This window comes from Paenibacillus sp. MAEPY2 (assembly GCF_000499205.1).
Classification (GTDB): Bacteria; Bacillota; Bacilli; order Paenibacillales; family Paenibacillaceae; genus Paenibacillus; species Paenibacillus vandeheii.
In genome coordinates, this window is record NZ_AWUK01000018.1 from 1 (window position 1) to 21595 (window position 21595).

17 protein-coding genes are annotated in these 21595 nt (G+C 43.7%); 6 read left to right on the forward strand and 11 right to left on the reverse strand.

What is annotated here, in order from left to right; all coding sequences use genetic code 11:
- A partial coding sequence (locus P364_RS35385) for a hypothetical protein (protein ID WP_036694843.1) occupies nt 1-289 on the forward strand: 289 nt, incomplete at its 5' end.
- Between the two features lie 52 nt (nt 290-341).
- On the opposite strand, the gene P364_RS0116650 is transcribed toward P364_RS35385, so the two are convergent.
- A complete protein-coding gene (locus P364_RS0116650) occupies nt 342-611 on the reverse strand; it encodes a hypothetical protein (RefSeq protein WP_024631225.1) in 270 nt (89 codons plus the stop codon).
- 502 nt (nt 612-1113) lie between these two features.
- Here P364_RS0116650 and P364_RS0116655 point away from each other — a divergent pair.
- Entirely contained in the window at nt 1114-1563 is a 450-nt protein-coding gene (locus P364_RS0116655) for a PBECR3 domain-containing polyvalent protein (RefSeq protein ID WP_094939794.1), read from the forward strand.
- A 253-nt stretch (nt 1564-1816) separates the two neighbouring features.
- On the opposite strand, the gene P364_RS0116660 is transcribed toward P364_RS0116655, so the two are convergent.
- The gene (locus tag P364_RS0116660; protein ID WP_024631226.1) at nt 1817-2455 is read right to left on the reverse strand and encodes a recombinase family protein; all 639 of its coding nucleotides are present in this window, start codon (nt 2453-2455) and stop codon (nt 1817-1819) included.
- Nucleotides 2456-2746: 291 nt separating this feature from the next.
- Between P364_RS0116660 and P364_RS0116665 the strand changes: the two genes are divergently transcribed.
- Nucleotides 2747-3664 (forward strand): nucleotidyl transferase AbiEii/AbiGii toxin family protein, encoded by a 918-nt coding sequence (locus tag P364_RS0116665; RefSeq protein WP_161634251.1) that lies wholly within the window; start codon nt 2747-2749, stop codon nt 3662-3664.
- 23 nt (nt 3665-3687) lie between these two features.
- On the opposite strand, the gene P364_RS0116670 is transcribed toward P364_RS0116665, so the two are convergent.
- From P364_RS0116670 to P364_RS0116685, 4 genes are all read right to left on the reverse strand, one after another.
- Entirely contained in the window at nt 3688-4584 is an 897-nt protein-coding gene (locus P364_RS0116670; protein WP_024631228.1) for a type IV toxin-antitoxin system AbiEi family antitoxin domain-containing protein, read from the reverse strand.
- Nucleotides 4585-5586: 1002 nt separating this feature from the next.
- Complete coding sequence (locus tag P364_RS0116675) at nt 5587-6750, reverse strand: Ger(x)C family spore germination protein (RefSeq protein WP_006211807.1); 1164 nt, start codon at nt 6748-6750, stop codon at nt 5587-5589.
- Nucleotides 6747-8273 (reverse strand): spore germination protein, encoded by a 1527-nt coding sequence (locus tag P364_RS35390; protein ID WP_024631229.1) that lies wholly within the window; start codon nt 8271-8273, stop codon nt 6747-6749. Before P364_RS35390 ends, P364_RS0116675 begins: the two co-directional genes overlap by 4 nt.
- Nucleotides 8270-9343: an endospore germination permease gene (locus P364_RS0116685; RefSeq protein ID WP_006211809.1), complete on the reverse strand. Its 1074-nt coding sequence runs from the start codon at nt 9341-9343 to the stop codon at nt 8270-8272. Before P364_RS0116685 ends, P364_RS35390 begins: the two co-directional genes overlap by 4 nt.
- Nucleotides 9344-9587: 244 nt before the next feature.
- Here P364_RS0116685 and P364_RS0116690 point away from each other — a divergent pair, with 244 nt between their 5' ends.
- Complete coding sequence (locus P364_RS0116690; protein ID WP_024631230.1) at nt 9588-12551, forward strand: Tn3 family transposase; 2964 nt, start codon at nt 9588-9590, stop codon at nt 12549-12551.
- Entirely contained in the window at nt 12548-13255 is a 708-nt protein-coding gene (locus P364_RS0116695) for a tyrosine-type recombinase/integrase (RefSeq protein WP_006211811.1), read from the forward strand. Before P364_RS0116690 ends, P364_RS0116695 begins: the two co-directional genes overlap by 4 nt.
- Nucleotides 13256-13702: 447 nt before the next feature.
- Here P364_RS0116695 and P364_RS36220 read toward each other — a convergent pair whose 3' ends face one another.
- The 4 genes from P364_RS36220 to P364_RS0116715 all read right to left on the reverse strand — a co-directional run bounded on the left by P364_RS36220 (nt 13703) and on the right by P364_RS0116715 (nt 20132).
- Nucleotides 13703-14260: a hypothetical protein gene (locus P364_RS36220; protein ID WP_024631231.1), complete on the reverse strand. Its 558-nt coding sequence runs from the start codon at nt 14258-14260 to the stop codon at nt 13703-13705.
- Between the two features lie 1118 nt (nt 14261-15378).
- The gene (locus P364_RS0116705) at nt 15379-18696 is read right to left on the reverse strand and encodes a DUF5704 domain-containing protein (RefSeq protein WP_024631232.1); all 3318 of its coding nucleotides are present in this window, start codon (nt 18694-18696) and stop codon (nt 15379-15381) included.
- Between the two features lie 15 nt (nt 18697-18711).
- Nucleotides 18712-19653 carry a copper amine oxidase N-terminal domain-containing protein gene (locus P364_RS0116710; protein WP_024631233.1) on the reverse strand — a complete coding sequence of 314 codons (942 nt, stop codon included), beginning with the start codon at nt 19651-19653 and terminating at the stop codon, nt 18712-18714.
- A gap of 14 nt (nt 19654-19667) precedes the next feature.
- Entirely contained in the window at nt 19668-20132 is a 465-nt protein-coding gene (locus P364_RS0116715) for a type II toxin-antitoxin system HicB family antitoxin (protein WP_024631234.1), read from the reverse strand.
- Between the two features lie 119 nt (nt 20133-20251).
- Here P364_RS0116715 and P364_RS37835 point away from each other — a divergent pair, with 119 nt between their 5' ends.
- Complete coding sequence (locus P364_RS37835) at nt 20252-20419, forward strand: hypothetical protein (RefSeq protein ID WP_173405230.1); 168 nt, start codon at nt 20252-20254, stop codon at nt 20417-20419.
- A gap of 14 nt (nt 20420-20433) precedes the next feature.
- On the opposite strand, the gene P364_RS0116725 is transcribed toward P364_RS37835, so the two are convergent.
- Nucleotides 20434-21354, reverse strand: a complete 921-nt coding sequence (locus tag P364_RS0116725) for a phage integrase N-terminal domain-containing protein (protein ID WP_024631235.1) — start codon at nt 21352-21354, stop codon at nt 20434-20436.
- Nucleotides 21355-21595: the final 241 nt, after the last annotated feature.

The following is a 21595-nucleotide window of genomic DNA, read 5'->3' on the forward strand; positions in this document are numbered from 1 at the left end:
GATGGCAGAGAGAAAGCGCCCCGAGCATTCTTGCTACGCTCGTTCGTATGCTACATATGTAGTTCGTACTATGAGTAATTTTAGTGGAGTCATTCCCTTTCAGGGCGATGCTTCGCATCGACTCCCGGCGATCCAGCATACAGCTTGCCGCTCCGCGGCCGATCCTCCGGATCGAATCACCTTCGTGCCGATTGAGTACAAAAACCACGTCCGGCGAAACGTGATTCCGTTCTTAACTTTTGCAGTCAGTCCAGCAGTTGCAAGCAACTTTGGGGTTAAGAATTACTGACCTTGCGCTATAATCTTCAATCTACAAAGCCGGCACAAATGCCGGCACTTCCTTACTTCACCAACTTAAGAACAGGACAATTATTCACTTGCCCTTCCCGATGTTCCTGGATCGTTTTTCTAATGTTCTTCTTAACATGAGATGAAACGATCAACTTCATCTCACTTTCCCTTCGAACCATTCCTTCCAGCAAAATAGAATAGCGTTTAAAGTTCTCTGAATCTTCCTGGAGCTCTGATCGCATCTTCCTCATTTCTTCAATCTCCTTCTTCATCTCATGTAACTGCATTCTGATTTCTTTTACTAACTCCATTGAATCCATTTCATTTCGCCTCCATTAGTTTCATTTCTATATAAAAAAAGCTGATACATCAGGCAAAATGCCTGTCGTATCAGCTCCTAAGCGCAACAAAAAAAACCTCATTATGAGCAGCACAAACTAAAATGCCAACTCTAACCGGCTTCCGTTACAAAACTATTTATTACCTCACTCATTTACCCATACTAGGGCAAAGAAAATAAAAAAAGGTGCCTATAATCCCAATGTTTGACCAAAGACTTCATGAGTCCAAAGCTATTATTTTTGGAAGTCCTGAACTTCCACGTCCCTCTTTGCCGATCAAGTCCGCAAAGAAAAGTAATTAGTATTCCGTAATGTCACTCATTATATACATAGCTCAAATGTTTATCAAGAATCTATCAGTTGCCTTAATTCAACACTTAAACTTAAACTTATGTATAGTTCGACAAATTCGAGTAAATAATTCCGCCTATTATGACTATACTGATGTACACACAGAATTTACTATAAAGGCGGTTGAAATATGGAAATAACCTTTAATTCTATTACATCAGACAACGAAAGGAATGCAGATGTGCAATCATACTCTCTTAATCTAAATTCACACGATATCCAGGTTGTCGGCAAACTTGATATCGTCAAAATTAAAAGCCTTACTGGAGTGGATCTCCCTTCGGATCTCGTACAAATGTACCCCGGTGCTATAAAGCACGTGCAACGAAATCATCCAGGTATTATTGAACAATATGGTCACTTAATCCCTAGCATGATTGCACATCCGGACTATGTTGGACAGAATCCCAAAGAGGAAAATAGTGTAGAGTTAGTCAAGGTCATTGGGCCTCATTTGCTTTTAGCAATCAAGTTAGACCCATCAGGGTACATATTCTTATCTACCTTCTTTGAACTTGACAATGGAGCCTATAAAGTCCAAAAAAGGCTCAAGAGTGGACGATTAGTCCCTTATAACTAATTAAATAATCGTTCAGAGTTCTGGACAAATCGTTTACCAAAGTGTAAACTAATAAGTGTCTGAACTACGTATATAACTTACCTGTTATACAATTTCAATTTTCGCATAATACTATAAGTTAAGGATCATTAGAGGTGGGAAAGGTTCCCCACGCGCTTGTCGAAAGGCAAGTTACCAGAGATCAGGATACGCCGCCCTGCAATATGATCCTAAAACGAAGGACCCCTTTATGGGGTCCTTTTTGCATGCAGTTTTATTTTTCTAGTCCCTCATACGCCTTTATAATCTTGTAAAAAGTGTTCTTCTTCATATCAAGCTTTTTCATGAATTCTACAGCGGAGAGATCCCTTTTCTTCCACTTGGGATACTCGGCATCCAGGGTACTCCTTTGTTCTGAATTGAGTGTATTCAAGTTAATTTGTGGTCTTCCTAAGTGCTTTCCATTCTTCTTTGCTTCAGCAATGCCTTCAGCCTGTGCCTGTTTAATGCCTCTTCGTTCTTCTTCAGCAAGCCAACTCAATATCTGAAGCACGAGATCCATAATGAGTTGGCCGATCCCTTCCAATTCTTCATACTTACGTGTATCCAGGATCGGAATGTCGATCACGACAACATGAACTTTTGCATCGATCAGCCATTGCCACTCTTTCAATATTTCCTGTTTGTTGCGGCCAAACCGATTAATAGACTTTACAAACAGGGTATCCCCTTCTCTCAGCACACGCTTTAAAAGTTGATATTCAGGGCGATCAAAGTTCTTTCCACTAGCCTTATCAACGAAGATGTAGGCTTCTTCAATTCCCTGCTCACGTAGAGCAGCAATCTGGCGATCCTCATTCTGATCCTTAGTTGAAACTCGAGCATATCCATACTCTCTAAATTGAATCCGCATAAAAAACCTCCGAAATGTTGTTTATAAAGATTATAATCCAATTACAAACGTTTGCTAATTGGATTATACCACCTTTAAAGACGAATTTATCATGTTCATTTTGTAGTTTGTAAACCTGTACCTTTACGGACGCGGCGAATACATCATTTCGCAGAAAAGGCACCTTTAGAGGCGAATCGTCGAAATTAAAAAATATCCTTATATATTTGGCTATCTATTCCAAACGGATAACCTTTATGAGATTATATGAGAAGTGTGACAATACAAAAAACGAGGTGTCCATTTTTGATCTTGAGCAGCGAAGATACAAAGAAACTTAGAACCATCACTCTTATTGCTTTATTTTCAGATGATGATCTCCTGGAAACCCTGGTCTTAAAAGGCGGCAACGCTTTAGATATTGGATATGGTTTCAGCTCACGTGCATCTATGGATCTCGATTTCTCCATGTCTCAAGATTTTGAAGACATTGGTTTAACTGATCTAGAGCAAGTCAGGCAAAAACTCGAAGACGTTCTTACAAGAACATTTATTGAATACGGCTACCAAGTTTTTGAGGTTAAGATAAAAGCCAAGCCTAAACAACAAATGGCTGAAAATCAAGATTTTTGGGCTGGTTATGAGGTGAATTTTAAGATTATTGAACCAGAAAAGTACGAAGCACATAAGGATAACTTGAACTGGTTATCTAATAAGGCGATCGCTGTGACGGGTACCAAAAAGAATATCACTATTGACCTCGGAAGATTCGAATATACAGGAAGTACAAAGATGATTGATAACATTGAAGGATTCGAAGGATATTTAGTGCCTATTTATACACCTACATTGATAGTCCTAGAGAAATTGCGTGCAATCTGTCAACAAATGGATGATTACTGGACCCGGATAGGTAAGGAGGTAGGATCTAAGCCTAGACCAAGGGATTTTTATGATATTTACACAATTTTAGAAAGCCCTGCAGTCGAAGTAAACTTTGAAGACCCTGAAACGTTGACTCATCTTGAAGAATGTTTCAAGGCTAAGCGCGTTCCCATTAGCTTTCTTTCAAACATGTCAGAAACCCGAGAGTTTCATAGACGAGATGAGCCTAAACTTAGAGAGACTATCCAGGTAAAAGAAAACTATCGAGGTTTTGATTTTTATTTTGACTATGTACTAGCAATTATAAAACAGCATGATCTTCTCTCTCTTGAAGAAGCCAGATAAAAAAACCTTTGGGCACTTTGTGCTCAAAGGTTTTTTAAGTTAGTAAAGTTTTTGGGATAGTAAAGACGCCAACGTTCGGAATATTCTAGTTCAGAAACGTTATATGTTAAATAAAAATCGTTAGTCATTGGGAAAGATTTCATAATTTTCAAAGCGGTATCACTAAAACCTGCACAGTCCATATAAAATCCAATTGTCTGGTGATAAGGGTAGGTGTAATTTAAATTTTTAAGATACATCCTCATTTTATTTGCGGAAATCTTGCCCTTAGCACGTTCATAAACACTTAATACTTCATACACCCCACCACAATAATCTGGACGAACAGCAATATCAATCAATGTTCGTTCCACGTCAGTAACAGTTACCTCATCTATTACTTTGACACCTAGATTATTTGTATTACGTCCATTTATTAAATAAATTCGTTGGCCCTCATACTCAAAGAAATTGTTTGTTTTTCTCATTGGTTTAGAGAAAGCAGCATCAATATTCTTTTGTGCTAACTCTCCAGCAGGTGTATTACTCGTAAACCTTTTTGGAGATTGTTCTTTATTAATATAAATTGATTTAACATTCTCATTAGTTAAATCATGAAAATAAACTGCTGAATAGTGGCTCAGATAAACTCTAGGATAAAGGGATAGAGCAAGTTCAGTAGGAGATACTTTTTGGTTTCTAAAGATGTAGCGAGTAGTCTCAGCTATCTCAATTTCTTTTAGGATTCTTTTCTTAACCACAAGAAAGAAAAGAAACTCTCCAGGAGTGGTAGTTTTAGGTAGTCTCCATTCTCTCTCATGAGTAAAGAGGATACCGTTTATCTCCGCAAAATTAAGTACTTTTTTGCCAAGTCGTTTAAGCGCTGAAATAATATCTTCTTGGTATAACTCCATAATTTGATATCGATTTAAACGCCCCATAAAAGCTCCTTTTTTTCAAATCTTTCGAATACAATCAGGTGTATACACCTGATTGTACTGCAAAAAATAAAAAAAGTCAACAGGACCGAGGTTTTTTTTAAAAAAACACGATGCACTGATGGGGTGTATACACCCCATCTTAACCCCTTTTTTTAAAATTGTCAAACAGGGACTCCAGCCTAATAAAACAGGGTTATCGTATGCTCTAGTTTCATAGAAGTCTTGAAGAAAGAATCTAGAAAATCAAAAAAAGCATATTGTTTACTGGATTCAGTAAACAATATGCTTTTTCAACTCTGGGAGAGATTTCATCAAGCTTCTGATTCATCCGCTCCTGAGCTTTCCGGATCTTGTCAAATACCTGAGTTTCTTGTGTGTTAAGTCCTTCTGACGCCACAACTTTATCACGGAAATTTAGTTTTTATTTTGAAGAAAAAAATGCGGATTATTGAGCTAAAAAAATCACAAAATATTGAGGGTGCAAAGGAATTAAAACGATTTCTATTATTTTTACAATTATCTTCAATTAAAAGCGCTACATAAATTGGGTGTTTTTTTTGGTTTTAGTAAGTGCTATACTTAATTTAACTTTTTGACTATAGTCAAAAAAAAGAACCACGGTTCTCACAAAACCGTGGCCCAGTAAGCCGCATCACTCTTGAGTATGATTTTATGGATGAAGAAACTTAAGTTAAATGGATGAGAAAACATCAACACAGTTAGCCGACTGTTGTTAATGTTTTTTCTTCTTTTTTAAAGAAAAAAATCTCACCCGTAAAGGCTTGTCTTGATTTTTGCTTTCCAGGTAGACACCTGCAAAATCTACACAGGCTGTTATCAGTGCCAGAATGGGGTAGTACCAGCGAAGCTGACACCACCCGCAAAGTATATGGGCAAATATGTAAATCAGTAATTCTAGGATCTTATTTCCCTCGATCCTTTACCTTTTCGCCGCGCTAGACATTCTATGACAGGTATTTGTATCAATGAAGAAATCAAAAATTAGGGGACAGCAAGAATCTCTTTTTTAAATTTATATCTTCCAGGATATACGATATCCATATTAACGCTTATAGCTTGCAAGGAATCCTCGTTTAAGACAAAATGCTGTTTCCCTGATGCAATGCGTTTCCATTCATGCGGATTCTTGCGAAAAAGAGATTCCCCTAGATTATAAATATCTATATTCTTCTCAAGCGCAGTTTGAAAGGTTTTCCTAATTTGCCGCTCAATTTCTTTTTGAGCCATTTGCGTGAGTTCTTGTTCAGTAACGTCTGCATGCAACTCATTTACCCCAGCCTTCACTGAAACGGATATATCGAAATACGCTTTATCATATTTAACACTTGGAGTAATGTCATATTTAGGTTTCTCTGCGACGAGAACCGCTATAAGTTTTTTATCGGAAAACAAGTCAAGAGGCAGTCGGATTGTGTGTTTATTTAGCCACGGCAACCCGGACAGATCTTGGATGTCCATGCGTGCATAATAGTGCTCTTGATCATATACTTGTATGCCAGAAAATCTAAGCAACTCACGTGGCTTTTGATTTTCCTTCCATTGGTCTTTTCGAATTGATAATTCTGGTATATAGCTTGACTTAGCCTTTTCATTTGAATCCAGAACAAACTGTTGCAGGCGGATCGGAGCGAGAATAGAATGCTGTCGATAATTCTGTTCAGGATTATGTAGAATCGATGCCTTTGGTGACAATCTGAAAAACGATGTTGCCATTAAGATCTCGTCAAGGGGATCTCGCGTGCTGAATAGCCAGGCTAAGTACCTTATTTCACGATAACGGTTGATCAGTTCTAACACTTCACCGACTTTCCTTTCCTTCATCAACCGTTCGCTGAACAGAATCGCAGAGACTTGTCCCCAGTTTAACCTCTGTTGCGAAGTGCTGTATAAATCATTCGCTGCTTCTGTAAACGAGGAGCCTTGTCCCTTACCGACCCAGACCGGGGGCTGCTCCGCTTTTTGTTGGCCCTCCAGCTTTGCCACTGTCGAGAAGTCAAGCAATTGCGCATAGATGGTGTATTGACCTTCCGCATAGTCAATTCCGACTGCTGTCGTATAATTCATGTTTTGCACTTCGTATTTGCTCCAGCAGCCGGTGAGTATGATGAGGGGCAGAAGAACAACGATATATTTATACGTCTTCATTTCTGCCCATCCCCTTGGCTTGTAGGATCGTGAGTATTCAGATTGTCCGGTCGAGTTTTTCGCCATCTCCAAGGTAATCGGAACAATGCATTGGCGAAATCTTTATATGGGGGCGAAAGCGGAGCCAGGTAAGGCAAACCGCATGAACGCAATGAGGCTAAATGGGTTGTCACGATAAATAAAGCAAGAAAAAAGCCATAGATGCCAAGCGCGGCAGACAAAATAAACACGATAAAGCGTAAGATGCTAATTGTCCCAGATAACGACTGGCTGGATAAAGTCGAACCGAACACCTGAGTAATCGCTCCTATGACAAGGATGCTCGGGGATAAAAATCCTGCCCGAATGGCTGCATCCCCCAGGATAAGACCTCCCACAACGGTAACAGTAGAGCCAATGGCAGAAGGCAAGCGAACACCGGCTTCCCGCAATATTTCTAAAAAGATGAGCGACAGAAACATTTCCCCTGCCACACCTAATGGGATTCCTAATCGGTTAATGCCAATAGTTGCAAGTAAATAGTAAGGCAGTTGATCTTGATGATACGCAAGAATGGCAACCCAAAATCCGGGCAGCATGAGTGAAACGGACAACCCGAGCAAACGAAGAGTTTGCCCGAACGTGGCCGATAAAGCAGTAAAGTGGATATCTTCCGGTGTTTTCAGGAGCAAGAACAAATTGGCTGGAGCGATCAAAGCAGCCGGAGTACCATCCACAATTAATGCTACGCGGCCATTCATCATGCAGTTCACGGTGAAGTCCGGTCTTCCTGTGTACCCCATCAAAGGAAACAAAGCTCTTGTCGGTTCCATTAATTCTTCCAGTTGAGTGGCGCTGATTGCTCCGTCAATTTGAATACCATCCAATTTTTTCTTTATATCTTGAACAATATTCGGATTAACAATGTCTCGCATATAAAGAATCGCAACTGTTGTTTTAGTTCTCACGCCAACTGTTTTGGTTTCGTATACCATGCTGGTTGACTTGATACGTTTCCGAATCAGCGCAACATTGACGCCGACTTCTTCAACAAAACCGTCTTTTGGACCGCGTATCGAGACTTCAATGTTAGACTCTTCCGGCTTACGTGCCGGTTTTTTGGAAATATCGAGGGAGAACAACGAAGTTAGTGCCGGAATGAACAAAAGCAGCTTGCCCTCGAAAATATCCGTTTCGACTTGTTGCTCCCACTCCTCGAAAGAAATGCTCTCTAACTGTAATTGACACGACTCAACAATCTCCTCATTCTTATGAAATCCGTAAGTTTCATAAAAACGAGTCAAGTGGGGCAGCACCATATCCTGAATGAGCTGTTGGTTGTCACATAAACCATCGCAGTACAGCAAAACGATCCTCGACTGATCATCACCAGCTTTTATTTTGTAAACATGACGCTTAACATCTTGACACATCTGGAAGCGTTGGATAAGCGACGGTTCACTAAGCGGTTGTGAAACAGTTGCCACTTTGTTTGATGGCGATGGTAAGACCTCCGCCTTCTTATTTCTGAATCGTTTTATCATTCGTAGATACTCCTTTTATTTCGTGTTGAGGTTCGTACGACATATACGATCATGACCCCAATTGTAAAGACACAAAACGATGGAAAGTAATATAGGCTCAATAGGTCTTGAAAGACCATATCGCTAATAGGCAGCAATGTAACAACCAACATGAATAAAGCGCCTAGGAACATAGGTATCCACTTATACTTTTGTAATTTCCATAATTCCCCCAAGAGATACATGGAAAGGGACACTCGAATGAACATACCGGATAGCCATTGGTAAATCGAGAAAAAATCGACATGCTCCACATACTCGCCCAGTCGAACCATTCTCCATTGTTCATAAACAGGATATCGTTGGTTTGCCGCTTCATCAGGGCCATACATTGTAATCGAACCCATCAAAGGGCCGATCGTAAGCCCGGATAAAATGAGACAAACAAGCATCAAACTTATGAAGCCCGGTTTCTTCGTTAACTTATGCTGGATCAGCATCAGCAACGACAACTCCAGCAACCCGCTGGCAGCGTAGGGAACACCTTTCCATAGTGGAGGTGTTCCTTTTTCGAGCAAAGGAAAAAGCAAGGTATAATCTTTAAACTGAAAGTTTGCAATCATTACAAGGTCGCCAAGAATGACAACGAAAGGTAACAATATCCCGCTCACAATCGCAATGGTGCGAAGCCCCTGATATGCCGCAAAGAAACATCCGACAATTGTTGCTACCACAAGGACGAGCATTGGAGTTTGAGGCATATAAGTTGCAATTGTCCAAGTTAGAGTATCCTTCAAGGAAATGAGTCCCATGAGCCATACAAGCACACTATATATGAAAACCAGGGTTATGGAGAGAAACATTCCGAAATGCTGCTGCAACCAATCCTTTAAATGTATGCCGTTCATGTTTTTGATGATGTAGTTCAAAGAGCCAATCCAAAGAGGCGAAGCGATTAATACAAGAAGTACTACCAGCCAGGCATCTCGCCCTGAAGCACCGAGCAGTAACGGTATAATAATGACGTGGTTCAGCAAACCGACTGAAAGCATAATTATCATGTATGACTGTATAAGCGGAATTTTTGGCATAAAGATCACCTCTTTCAACTTTTGAAGAAGAATATGGAAACACCATTATATACTTTTCCCTCATCGTCTTCATTCCAATCACTTCGGCTATTCCATCTTGCAAAAGTTCCGTTTTTGATTAGGTAATTGGAATATGATAGCTTTTTGCTCCACATTGCCTCATTAAGTATGCTTCGGTATACTAAATTTAATGATTAAAATTCCGATTCTAACCATTTTAGGAACTTTACTCGGAGGGGATCAAGTGAAGCGAAATTGGGAGCTGGAGGAGTTAATTGAGCATTTTACGTTTCTTCCCAACGAAATGCAGCAAGTCGGCAATAAGTCGGGGGAGACTCGGTTGGGGTTTGCTGTTCTGTTTAAGTTTTTCCAATACGAAGCGCGATTCCCCTTCCAAAAATTCGAAGTGCCCAAAGCAGTAATTCAATACATAGCAAAGCAGATCGAGGCACCGGCAGAGCTGTACGCACAATACGATTGGACTGGTCGCTCCATTACCTACCATCGAACACAAATCAGGGAGTTTTTTGGCTTTCGTGAGGATACCATCAATGATGCCGAAGAGGTAATCGATTGGCTATGCAAAAGCGTATTATTCCAAGATCACGATTTCGAACATTTGGTCGAGACCGTATACGGGCGATTTCGGGAGATGAAAGTTGTACCGCCTACGCCTGATCGCATTGAGCGACTTATCAGAGCCGCAATCCGTACATATGAGGAACAATTTTTCCAAGTCACATTGGAAAAGTTGCCTGCGGCATCTTTGTCCAAACTGGATTCACTCGTAGATAGTATCGCATTTCTAGATGAAGACCAAGGCGGCAGCGACGAGGGACTTCTTTCTTTTCAAGAGTTAAAAGCTGATCCGGGCAAACCAGGTGTCGAAAGTGTGTTAAGAGAAGTAAGCAAGCTGCGAACGATTCGAAATCTGGAGCTTCCGGATAATCTGTTTCGTGATATCCCTCTTAAAGTATTGACCAAGTACCGGCAGCGGACCGCAACAGAGGATCTCCGGGAACTTCGTCGCCACCCTGATCCGATCCGTTACACATTGTTGGCCGCATTCTTCTGGCTAAGGAGTATGGAGATAACGGACAATTTGATTGAGCTACTTATTCAAATCGTCCATCGAATAGGAGTACGGGCAGAACGCAAGGTCGAGAAGGAAATTCTGAATGACCTACGGAAAGTAAGCAATAAGTATGGCATTTTATTCAACATGGCCCAGTCTGCCGTCAACAATCCAGACGGAGTAATTCGTGATGTCATTTTCCCGGTCGTAAATGAGCAAACGTTACGGGATTTGATAAAAGAATTCAAGCATACCGGACCGGCTTACCGTGAGAAAATCCATACCATTATTCGGGCTTCCTATGGGAGTCACTACCGCCGTATGGTTCCCGAAATACTAGGCATTCTGGAATTCCGATCAAACAATGAAGTGCATCGGCCAGTGATTCGTGCGCTGGAACTGGTAAAGAAATATTCTGACACCGGCCATCATTATTTGCCAATGTCCGAAGAAATCCCGGTAGATGGTGTAATCCGGACGGTTAATAAAGAAATCATTGTTGAGAAGGACGAGAAAGGCCAAGAGCGAATTAATCGGATGAATTATGAGATAAGCGTTCTGCAAGCTTTACGGGAAAAGCTTCGTTGCAAGGAAATATGGGTGGCCGGAGCGAACCGATACCGGAATCCGGACGATGACTTGCCGACAGACTTCGAAGAACGGCGGGAAGAAAATTATAAGGCTTTAAAGCAGCCGCTGGATGCAGAAGCATTCATTGCAACGTTGAAGCAGGCCATGAAAGATGGATTAGAAAAGCTTGATACCGGTCTCCAGAAAAACCCCAAGGTCCGGATCACGGAGAAGGGTAATGGTTGGATTAGCTTATCTCCGTTAGAACCACAAGCAGAGCCAGTCAACCTATCACGGATAAAATCAGAGATGCTTCGGCGCTGGCCAATGACGAGCCTGTTGGACATTTTAAAAGAGGCCGATCTTCGTGTCGGATTTACTGAAAAATTCAAGACTGTTGCTGTACGCGAAGCGTTAAGCAGGGATACGCTGCAAAAGAGACTCATCCTATCCCTTTATGGCCTCGGGACGAATACCGGCTTGAAACGTGTGAGTGCCGGTGAGCATGGAGAAAGCTACAAAGACTTGCTGTACGTCCGCAGGAAATTCATTCATAAGGACAATCTCCGAAATGCGATATCCGAAGTGGTTAATGCGATTTTTCGCGTTCGGATGCAGGAGATTTGGGGCGATGCCACGACATCCTGTGCATCGGATTCAAAAAAATTTGGTGCATGGGATCAAAATCTGATGACCGAATGGCATATCCGGTACCGCGGCCGCGGCGTTATGATATATTGGCACGTTGAGAAGAATTCGACATGCATTTACTCGCAGCTCAAATCGTGCTCCTCCTCTGAAGTCGCTGCCATGATGGAAGGATTGCTTCGTCATTGTACCGAAATGGAGGTCGAGAAGAATTACGTGGATTCACACGGCCAGAGCGAGGTTGCGTTCGCATTTTGTTACCTTTTGGGCTATCAGCTCATGCCACGGCTCAAAGCGATTCATTCGCAAAAACTTTACCGGCCCGAACCAGGCATGACCGATGCCTATCCGAATTTGCAGCCGGTGCTGACCCGCCCAATCAACTGGGAGCTAATTCGGCAGCAATACGATCAAATGATGAAGTACGCTACGGCTCTCCGACTCGGAACCGCCGAAACAGAAGCAATCTTGAAACGATTTACCCGTAATAATTTAAAGCATCCGACCTATCAAGCTTTGGGGGAACTCGGCAAAGCAGTCAAAACGATATTCCTCTGCGATTACCTGCACTCGGAGGAGCTGCGCCGCGAGATCAATGAAGGCTTGAATGTCGTGGAAAATTGGAACTCGGCCAACAGCTTTATCTTTTACGGCAAAGGCGGAGAAATCGCTACCAACCGGTTAGAAGATCAAGAGCTAGCCGTATTGTCTCTTCACCTTCTGCAAAACTGCCTGGTTTACATCAATACCATTATGCTTCAAAGCATCCTATCCGACCGCAAATGGTTCGATATGATGACTTCGGAAGACTTGCGGGCGCTTACCCCGCTGATCTACACGCACGTAAACCCTTACGGCACATTTAGGCTGAACATGAGTGAACGCCTTCCGTTGGAAGAAGGTGTTATTGCGTGAGTGAAAGACGCATATCCCCGAAACGCAAAGCGAAGGAGCTGGCGAAGTATCTCCGAGGGGAACGGCCAGATTATGACTATCTCAAAAGCCTGTTTCAGCATCTTCGAGCAGAGCTGGAGGTAGAGGTTCCAAAAACAGCGAAGAAGCTCCCCTATGTACCTACAGAAGAGGAGCTTAAGCGCTACTACGATGTGGTTTGGCAAGCGAAGAACTTTCAAGACATGATGATCGTCAAGACGCTGCTATATACCGGCGTTCGGGTAAGCGAGCTGATCAATATCAAATTGTCCGATGTTGATTTCCACTACTGCCAAATCCGGATTAATAAGGGCAAGGGGAATAAGGATCGCATTGTCCCTTTCCCTCAATCGTTCAAGGAAATGCTGGCCATGCACGCCGATTCAATGAAAAAGAAGCAGGCGGTTTACTTGTTCGAATCATCGTGGAAGAAAAAATATACGGATCGGGGAATACGAAAGATTTTGGCTAAATATTCGGAGGAAGCCGGTCTTGTACAAAATCTGTCGCCGCATAAGCTACGACATTTCCTGTTGACTTGGCTTAAAAAGCAGGGCATCGATGACGCACTCATACAACCGTATTCCGGCCACGAAAGCCGGAAGTCGTTGGAAGTCTATTCAAAACTGGCAATCACTGATGCACAGCAGGAGTACAACGAGGTCATCAACAAATTTCCCATTTAATAACATCTACTTTGCGGGTGGTGTCAGCTTCGCTGGTACTACCCCAGAATAGCAGCAATCAGAATGATCGTATTCTCCAATTTATCCCCTCCCTTCCAAGAGGGGCGCGACTTACTTGTAACCAATGTAACTCAATATATTGCATGTTGTAAACAGCCTAAAACAATAGAACGTCAATAGAACGTAATTCCGAGTATACCAATTAGGCCGGGATTCCGCAAAGGAAAAGGACTGGAAGATTTGAAGATTTATCAAAAAAAATTTTTGACCAAATTTAGTAGCGGAGTTGCGTGTTTTTTGTTTCGCAATTCTATTATTTCCTTAAAAACATAGCCTAAAATGACGTCAAGTCCTGCGGCAGAAGTAAATAAAAAACCTCTTCATATCAAATGCACACTAGCTATTCAATTAGCCCGTGTGCATTTTGACGCCTCTGATATCTTTAGCCTAAAACAGTCCCAGGAATTTTTTCCGTTTTCCATGTGTTTCTACTCTGGAGGCAATATCATCGAGTTTCTGATCTGTCCGATCCTGGGCTTTCCGGATCTCGTCCAACACCTGGGTTACCTGCGTGTTAATCCCTTCCGACGCCGCCGCAACCTCTATTCGGACTCGCTCATCCACAATCTGATCAATTTTCCCTGAAAGCATGGCCACCGCTGATATCAAATCATCTACCTTAGCGTTAAGCATAGCGATCTCTGGCTTGCTATCTGACGTAGCGACTAGTGCTACAGAATCGCTATTGTTAGTACGCGAATAGCTTGATACCGTAGCTTCTACTGCGCTATCGTACTCAGCTCCGCGAGTTAGAAGATCAATAAGCGCTTTAAATGCAATAATATCGTGATCTGTAAAGGCTCGATGCTCTTTTTCGTCCTTCATAAATACGTAGCCAGCACTTTCTAGACTTCTCGCATACTTATTGACCGTAGAGCGACCAATTTTCAACGTTGTAGCCAGCTGAACCGTGCTATAAACAAAATTTAAGGGTTTTACGTCCACTGTTATCACCTCGCTATTTAAATTCGCGAAAATCCGCAAAATCCCTTGTTGTATCTAGTTATTTCGTGCTATCTAAGTGCCGCGTCGCTTCGCTCCGTTCCGTACATCTCACCTCGCCGTGTGGAAAACGAAAATCACGTTTACCACAAGCCTCGGTTCGATGCACGGCTGCGTGAACAACCTGAATCGTCGCTTAACGAGCCCCTTTTATACGTATTTAGCGTGAAACTGATGAAAGGAAACCTCGCTAATGCGAGCTCGTCCTCACTACGTGAGAACGGAATGTAAAACATATCTCCCCACGCCCACCCCTGCATTCCGTGCCCAATGGTGCATCTGGGCACAGCCCCCTTTACAAGGTACTGTAAAACCGTCATCAAACGCGCCTAGGTCGTGCTTTATCGCGTATAGTCTGTACTAACTTTGACGGCCAGCCTGGGCAATAGCCCACACGGACGGGTCTTGGGGTCGTTGGAGTCACAACTCCCCATCTAGGAAAGATGCAGGGGCATCTACGTAATATACGCTGTCTCACCATCTAACGGCACTTGTCACCCTCAGACACGCCTGCAGTACGTTTTCCTGCTGCTCTCTTCGAGGGGATGGGGACGACTTACCCCATAAGCTTTTAACGTCGTTTTGGGTGGCATTGAGCGCCCAATATTGATTTTTGGCAATAAGAAATCAGGCCTTCGACCTTCTTTTTTCAAAAAAGTTCGAAAGCTTACAGCTCAGATATGCGTTTTTTATGTATGATCACGCACCGGTATAAGCCAGTTACGATGGATCCAAGAAACCAAAAAAGCCTTGATCCTCCCGCGAACGGAGATCAAGGCTACTTTTCCAAAATTATATTGAGATCACGACTATTCTCATGTTGCCCACCTAAGGCCAAGCATGATACAATGTCCGTAATTCAAGTCATTGTTGTTAAGTGTCCTGTTTCTATCCGATGGCGATCGGTTGAGACAGCTACTCCGGATTCCCGTCCGGTTTAGCCGCTTGAAACGGTGGCTTGTAATTATTTTTCACTACTATACCATAACTGCTAGATTGATAGATAGGCGTTTTGAAAAATTTAGGGAACCGGCATACTGCCGGTTCCCTTTTGTTTTGCCTTAATGCGGCGCCTGGGCGCTGAAATCGTCTCTACTGGACTTATCTGCATTGTAGAAGACTACGTCTCCATCCTTGACATGATAAACATTTAGATACGAATCCAGGATGTTTGGCCGATACCCTTCCATTCTCCATTGATTCATCAGCGGCGCATGAATGTACTGCAAGTGCGGCTCCTGCAGGTTACCGTTCTGGATCGACTCAATGTCGAAGTTGACGACAATGTACCCGTCTCGCAGGAAAATCGATGATTTGTCAGTCAGGCCACCATTCACACGGCCATACTCGGCCAGGTTCGTTCCTTTGGCCACCGTATACACATCGGCTGGGATACTGTATTCACCAAACCATTGCTGTACCGATGCATTCGCACGTTCCGTAGTCACAGACGCGTTCGTCGGGATCTCCTTCGGCCCGATCAAGGTCTTGAGCTGTTCCGGAAGGATCAGCAGATCGTACCCACCGACAGGCGTTTTGAGCTTGGTGAACTTAAGTACGTAATTTCGCATGAACTGTTCCCGATCGACACCCAGCTTCTCAGCTGCCGTTAAGTGCTGATCGTACTTCCAGTATCCGGAGTTCTTCATATCGCCCAGGCTCACGTTCCGGAGTCGTTCCTGCAGGATCACGTACCGTTCCACTTTGTCTTCCGGAGAACCGATCCGGACGAACGGCTGCTCATTGGTCTTATAGTACAGATCCACCGGAACCGGTGTGCCGCCTTCCTTACTCACGTAAGAGAAGGTCGGCGTGATCCGGATCCCGTCCTTCAGGCTGAACATGTTGCCCTTCGTTTTGAAATCAAACTTGAAGTGATAGCCTTGCTTTACGGCCACGTTCTGCATCCCCGTTAGGTAGTTACTCCCTGGACGGATCGGCAACGTCAGCTTGCTGCCAATGTCTCGAGGATTGCCATCAATGTCTGCTTGGCCAACCCAGTAGCTTGCGCCACTCGGATCGCGGCTGCCGGCATAAGTCCGGAAGACACGTTCCCAGTTATAGTCCACGATGTCGGTGATATGGAAATCATACAGACGGCCAATGACCTGGACTGAAACCTGGTCCACCGCCGCATGATTAACCAAATCCAAGTTCGCATCCTGCTGGTATTCGTACCCTATAGGTGCGTTTTCCGCGATATTCCGGAAATACACCTGGTAATTACCTTCATCGACCCATACCGGCAAATCAAATGTCGTGTCCAGTTGGTCCACTGATACGTCAATCCAGGTATCTTTGGGAATCAACCGTCCTCTGCCTTCGGTGTAAACATCGAACGGGAAACGAACTTGTTTGGTCCGGAAATACTTGGCGTAATCCCGGTTGCCGTATCCCGGATACTGCGCCACGTCCAGGTGTTGACCTGACGTTGGTATCCGAACCGTGAACGGCCGATCCAGGATCAACGCTGATCGGCTCATATCCGGCTTGGTTTTCTGGTTATGCTGCTGATCGTCTGAGACGGCCGAATAGTTTACCACCGGCGTATGCACGGTCACCGTATTTATGCCGTGGATCTCGTACTCCAATTCTTCCTCTTCGGTGTTGATGCTGCCAGCGGTCATCACATATTCAATGGTGCCTTTACTGGTCGCATTCTTTTTGTTGACCTTATCTGAAGGGATGTAATTATTAGGGCTATAAAGCACGTCCTTGTCGATCTGAACCGGTGCAGGAATTTGCCCCGGCTGCGGCCCTGTCTTGGCCGTACGCTGGCTGTTCATGATGGTCTGACCCTTAAACACCAGCGAGTCGTTTGCGACCTGTACGTCAGGCACAGCGACCTCAGCGACGTCCTGCAAATTTTCCCGATCCGGAGAAGGTCTGCTGGAACCACCATTTTTACTTCGTGACGGTCCCTGTTGGATGCCTGGCTCCTGTGCAGGGTAGAAATTCCCGATGTTTTCGGCTTGGAACTCTGGTGGTTCATATCCAGACGGATAAATCGTGATTTGTTCACCACTGAAAGCATATTGTTCCAGCGTTGCCTGGCGGATGTTGTACACGCTCAGTTCATCTATCGTCCAGTATGCATATGGCCGAACCACTGTGTATTCGCTTGGTACGACTTCGGTATCTGTACGGTCAATATAATTCGTTGTTGGATTTCCTTCAGCATCTGTCCCAGGAACAGGCTCGGACCAGTTCAATGTCCATGTTTGTTCCACTTTGACCGTGTACGTGCACGTGCCCGTCATCTGTACGAAGCGGTTCTGGAACAAATAATCCCGGCTAAACACATTTCCATATAGGCTCTCTGATGTTGGAATGCCTTTCAGGACGTCGAAAAGCTCATTTCCGCGTGTATCGGCATTGATCATACCTGTAACTACCGGGTCCATGTATTTAGCTTCTATTGCGCTTCCAGTTTGCTTTTCTGGCCTAGTACAGACATTAGGCCGATCTTCGTTTTTAGGTTTGTAGTAAAAATTCAAGTAGTACACGGGAAAAGTACCGTTATATGTGAATCCTCCGGGATCTCCCTGGCTTGGCGATCCACCCGAAGGTGCTGAAACCGTACTTTTCTTAAAGCCCTCATACGTATAATTTTCTCCGGGTTCTGTATGCGTGAAGCTGTACGGCTGGTTCTTTTCTAACTTTTCTTCCCGGTCTCGGAAATGTTCAATACCATTCAGCCGTTGGCCAGTTGTTGTCCAGTGCTGAATAGTGGCCTTGCCTTCTTCCGGCTCAAGCTCGATCGTGAACAGAGTCGGAAAAAAGTAGCGATAACCTTCAACGTTTGGTGCAAAAACCTTATTGTTCTTCGTTTCTTCTTCATATCTTCTATTTATTTCTTTATAAATTGGACGCAATACACCATTTCGAACGATTACTTCCTTACGAGCAGAATTTGTTCCTTTGCCCAAAACCGCTGTATTACCATAATTGTCATAGTTCTCTCTGGAAGTAGCATCTTGATAATACTGCTGTGGGTATTCGTCAAGATCCCCACCACGAGATGTTTCGAATACATCCTTAGCCAACGTCCAATTAAAATCAAAAGGCTTAACTGTGATGTTTTTAACCTTTCGACCAGAAGCAAATGTAAACTGGTAAGTTCCACCGTCTACAACACTAACCGTATCCCCTGGCTTATGTCCTTTATCCGTCCATTGACCAGCGCTGTTCTTCCAAACCTCGTAGTATACCATTCCAACGAAGTAGTAAAGATTCGGATTATTTTTGTCACGTTCCAATCGACTTGCACCTACGTCATAAACGGCTGCTTCGGCCTTCCCAGAATCGTACGTAAACAAAACGAGTATCGAAGACAATAGGAGTACCACACTAAGTATAGAGCTAATAGTCCTTTTCATTCAGATCATAGCCCCTTACTTGAATGGATTGACGATAGCCACAGCGTAATTATCTAGCTCGCCATCTCTCAAAAGGATATAGTCAGCTTGATTGACTTTAAAACTTTTCCATCCCTCATAGTTTTCAAGATACTTTCCTCCCTGAAACTTGTCAGACGTGCTAATAAGCGGATAATAGTTCATCCCTGTTTTGTCTTCGTTATTACTAAAGAGTGTATCGACAACTCCACGTCCTCTGCCGTAACTATCTTTAACTAAAAAGGTAATAGAGTTTCCTCTTTGACTACTTCGAATCTGAACAACGTTCCCAATTATTTCGTTTTTGGTCATGTTAATGTCATAAATCACTTGTCCGTTCCCCAACTGGATAGGAAGATCACTTTCTTTGATAATCTTAACGCCCGAATACTTCTCTCCCTTCATATTTTTGAAATCAAGTTCACTTTTAGCTGTATATGCTTTGAAATCACTAAGCTTTGTAAGTTTAAACTGCTTATCATCCGTATTCCGGAAATCTTTGTTACCGATCCAAACCCAGCGGCCAATTTTGTCCCATTCTACCTTCTGACCAAGTCCCTCACTGACCAGACGCAACGGAACGAATGTCCTGTTCTGCTTCAGGATAATTTGCGTACCATAGTCTTTCTTCTGGCCATTGACCAGGGCTGTCGTTTGGCCAATCGTCATGTCCACCTTATGGTCTTTGCTGACGATCCCAACCTTGGACACTTTGCCAACCTTGGAGTACGTCACCTTTGCGCCCAAGGCTTCTGACACGAACCGGATCGGAACCATCACACTACCTTGGCCATCTTGGAATGGCTTCGCATCCGGAAACTTCATTTTCACCGTATTCAGTAAAACCTCCACTTGTTTCGCAGGAGCTGCTGAAACCGCAGCTCCTGTAATCCCAAACGCTAAAACCCCTGCCATAATGCTCAGTAATACCTTTTTCATGTTCCCCACTCCTCTTAGTCTAGTAAGCCTAAATTTTTAAAATGCTGCATTTCCGTTAAGGACATAAATGATTCATCGTATGTACCTTTTCTTTTATCGTACTGATAGACAAAACCTTGTTCTGCCAGTACAAAGTACACACTTACAAAATTTCCAGTGTCTACAACATTCAAGTTCTTTATCGACTCGTTGAACTGTCGCATTAAGAGCTCAATTTCTTTAACGAGTAGACCGCACGTTTGCTTCCCTAGTAAGGTCAGGTCTGTTTGATGGTTCACCTCCTTATCAAACGTGATGGTTTGCACATCACAACGGTACATCGATGGCACAGTGGATGTGACCTGAAGCTCAACGAGATCCTTCAGGTTAGACATCATCTCTTCCTCTGTATCACCGGTCGCGCTCAAGCGCAGCTCCGGTACGTACCCTGTAAAATCGTGTTGTCCGTAATTTTGCTCAACCAATACTGTTAATTTCATAGCATTAACCTCCATTTTTTATATAGTCAGCTATACGTATTTATAGCTATATGATATGATCGACTATATAACTTTGTCAAACAATTTTCTGTTATACTGGTGAACGAGGTGAATTTAACATGGCTCGAAAGTCCATAAATACAACGCTTGATGCTACTTTGTACGGTCAGATTCAAATGCTCGCCCTTCAGCTTTCGCTGGAAGGTAATCAAAAGGTGAACGTTAACGATCTCCTCGAAGAAGGCATGAAGTACATCATCGAAAAATACGAATCTTCCAAAAGCTAAGTCTTCTCAGGGACTTAGCTTTTTCCTTCGTAAATCCGAATTACATCAATTCGTTCATGGCCAACCTCACGGCTTACGATTAATGCCGCATTGTCACGGCTGTAGCCTTTTGCGATCTCTTGCTCCATACGATCCTGTATATACCCGTATCTCAAGCCGTGGAACGTCAGGCTCCTCGCACTCCCGTCCCTCCGATCCGTCCGCTGCTGCATCCCGGTTTCCGTCAGTACCTTATCCCGATGATGCACCATAAACTTCTGCATCCGGTTAACAACCTGATGCGTCTTCTCACCCGGACGGATAAACAACCGTTCTCCCCGGCTCGTTACAGACATCCGACGTTCCAGTACAAGCCTTCCAGCGGCGCTTAGAGGCACTTCACGGTGTTTCCCGTTCTTTGCTTCCCCTTTGACCTGATAAATGCCTGTACGAAGCGCATATTCGGCCTGAGCACGACTTACGGCTGCTGCTTCGGTGATTCTAAGACCCATTGTCCGACTCAGTTGCATACAATCGGCCACATTGCTGTTACCAAGATCCTTTGCGATCTGCATCATGCCGTCATACTCCGATGTTGTCCAGGCACGATCCCCATTGACCTGGTGTGTGGTCCCGATCGTTAACCCGTAATCCTCCTGCAGTTTGGCATTATCAGACAACTCATACCTTGGTCGCTGGATCTGATCATGCATGTATCGTAAAGCTGAAAGATCACCCTTAATCGTCCTAGGCTCCACTTGGCTCAAACGCTCCTGAATAAAAGCCGCAATGTGCTTATCATGAATATTCCGGATATTCTGCATCTTAAAGCGATCCAGACAGAATCTCGCGAACATTAAACAACTGTCCTTATACCGATCCCTGGTCGCGTAGCTACCTTGTCTGGTGTGTTTGAAAATCTTCTCGATCTGTACTTCAACCGTTGACTTGCCCACCTCTAACCCCTCCCTTTCCTTCAGACCTGTGAAGACCGAAGGATTAAAAATCCTGAGCGTCTGAACAGGTTCACGCGCGAATGCGCGTCAGCATCTTTTCTCCTGCAGACAGACTTCACCCAGGTGCACAAGTGTCCCGTTCTCGTCGCATTCTCGCTACGCGAGGATGCGTAAAAACGACTTAAACCCTTGTGGCTCTAAGCGAGTATACAGATTGCCCAGGCGCTTTCTCTCTGCCATC

Bases quoted from the DNA above. Each gene is read 5' to 3' on its own strand.
- P364_RS0116650 (WP_024631225.1), bottom strand. From the start codon at position 611: ATGGATTCAATGGAGTTAGTAAAAGAAATCAGAATGCAGTTACATGAG.
- P364_RS0116655 (WP_094939794.1), top strand. From the start codon at position 1,114: ATGGAAATAACCTTTAATTCTATTACATCAGACAACGAAAGGAATGCA.
- P364_RS0116660 (WP_024631226.1), bottom strand. From the start codon at position 2,455: ATGCGGATTCAATTTAGAGAGTATGGATATGCTCGAGTTTCAACTAAG.
- P364_RS0116670 (WP_024631228.1), bottom strand. From the start codon at position 4,584: ATGGGGCGTTTAAATCGATATCAAATTATGGAGTTATACCAAGAAGAT.
- P364_RS0116675 (WP_006211807.1), bottom strand. From the start codon at position 6,750: ATGAAGACGTATAAATATATCGTTGTTCTTCTGCCCCTCATCATACTC.
- P364_RS35390 (WP_024631229.1), bottom strand. From the start codon at position 8,273: ATGATAAAACGATTCAGAAATAAGAAGGCGGAGGTCTTACCATCGCCA.
- P364_RS0116685 (WP_006211809.1), bottom strand. From the start codon at position 9,343: ATGCCAAAAATTCCGCTTATACAGTCATACATGATAATTATGCTTTCA.
- P364_RS0116705 (WP_024631232.1), bottom strand. From the start codon at position 18,696: ATGAAAAGGACTATTAGCTCTATACTTAGTGTGGTACTCCTATTGTCT.
- P364_RS0116710 (WP_024631233.1), bottom strand. From the start codon at position 19,653: ATGAAAAAGGTATTACTGAGCATTATGGCAGGGGTTTTAGCGTTTGGG.
- P364_RS0116715 (WP_024631234.1), bottom strand. From the start codon at position 20,132: ATGAAATTAACAGTATTGGTTGAGCAAAATTACGGACAACACGATTTT.
- P364_RS37835 (WP_173405230.1), top strand. From the start codon at position 20,252: ATGGCTCGAAAGTCCATAAATACAACGCTTGATGCTACTTTGTACGGT.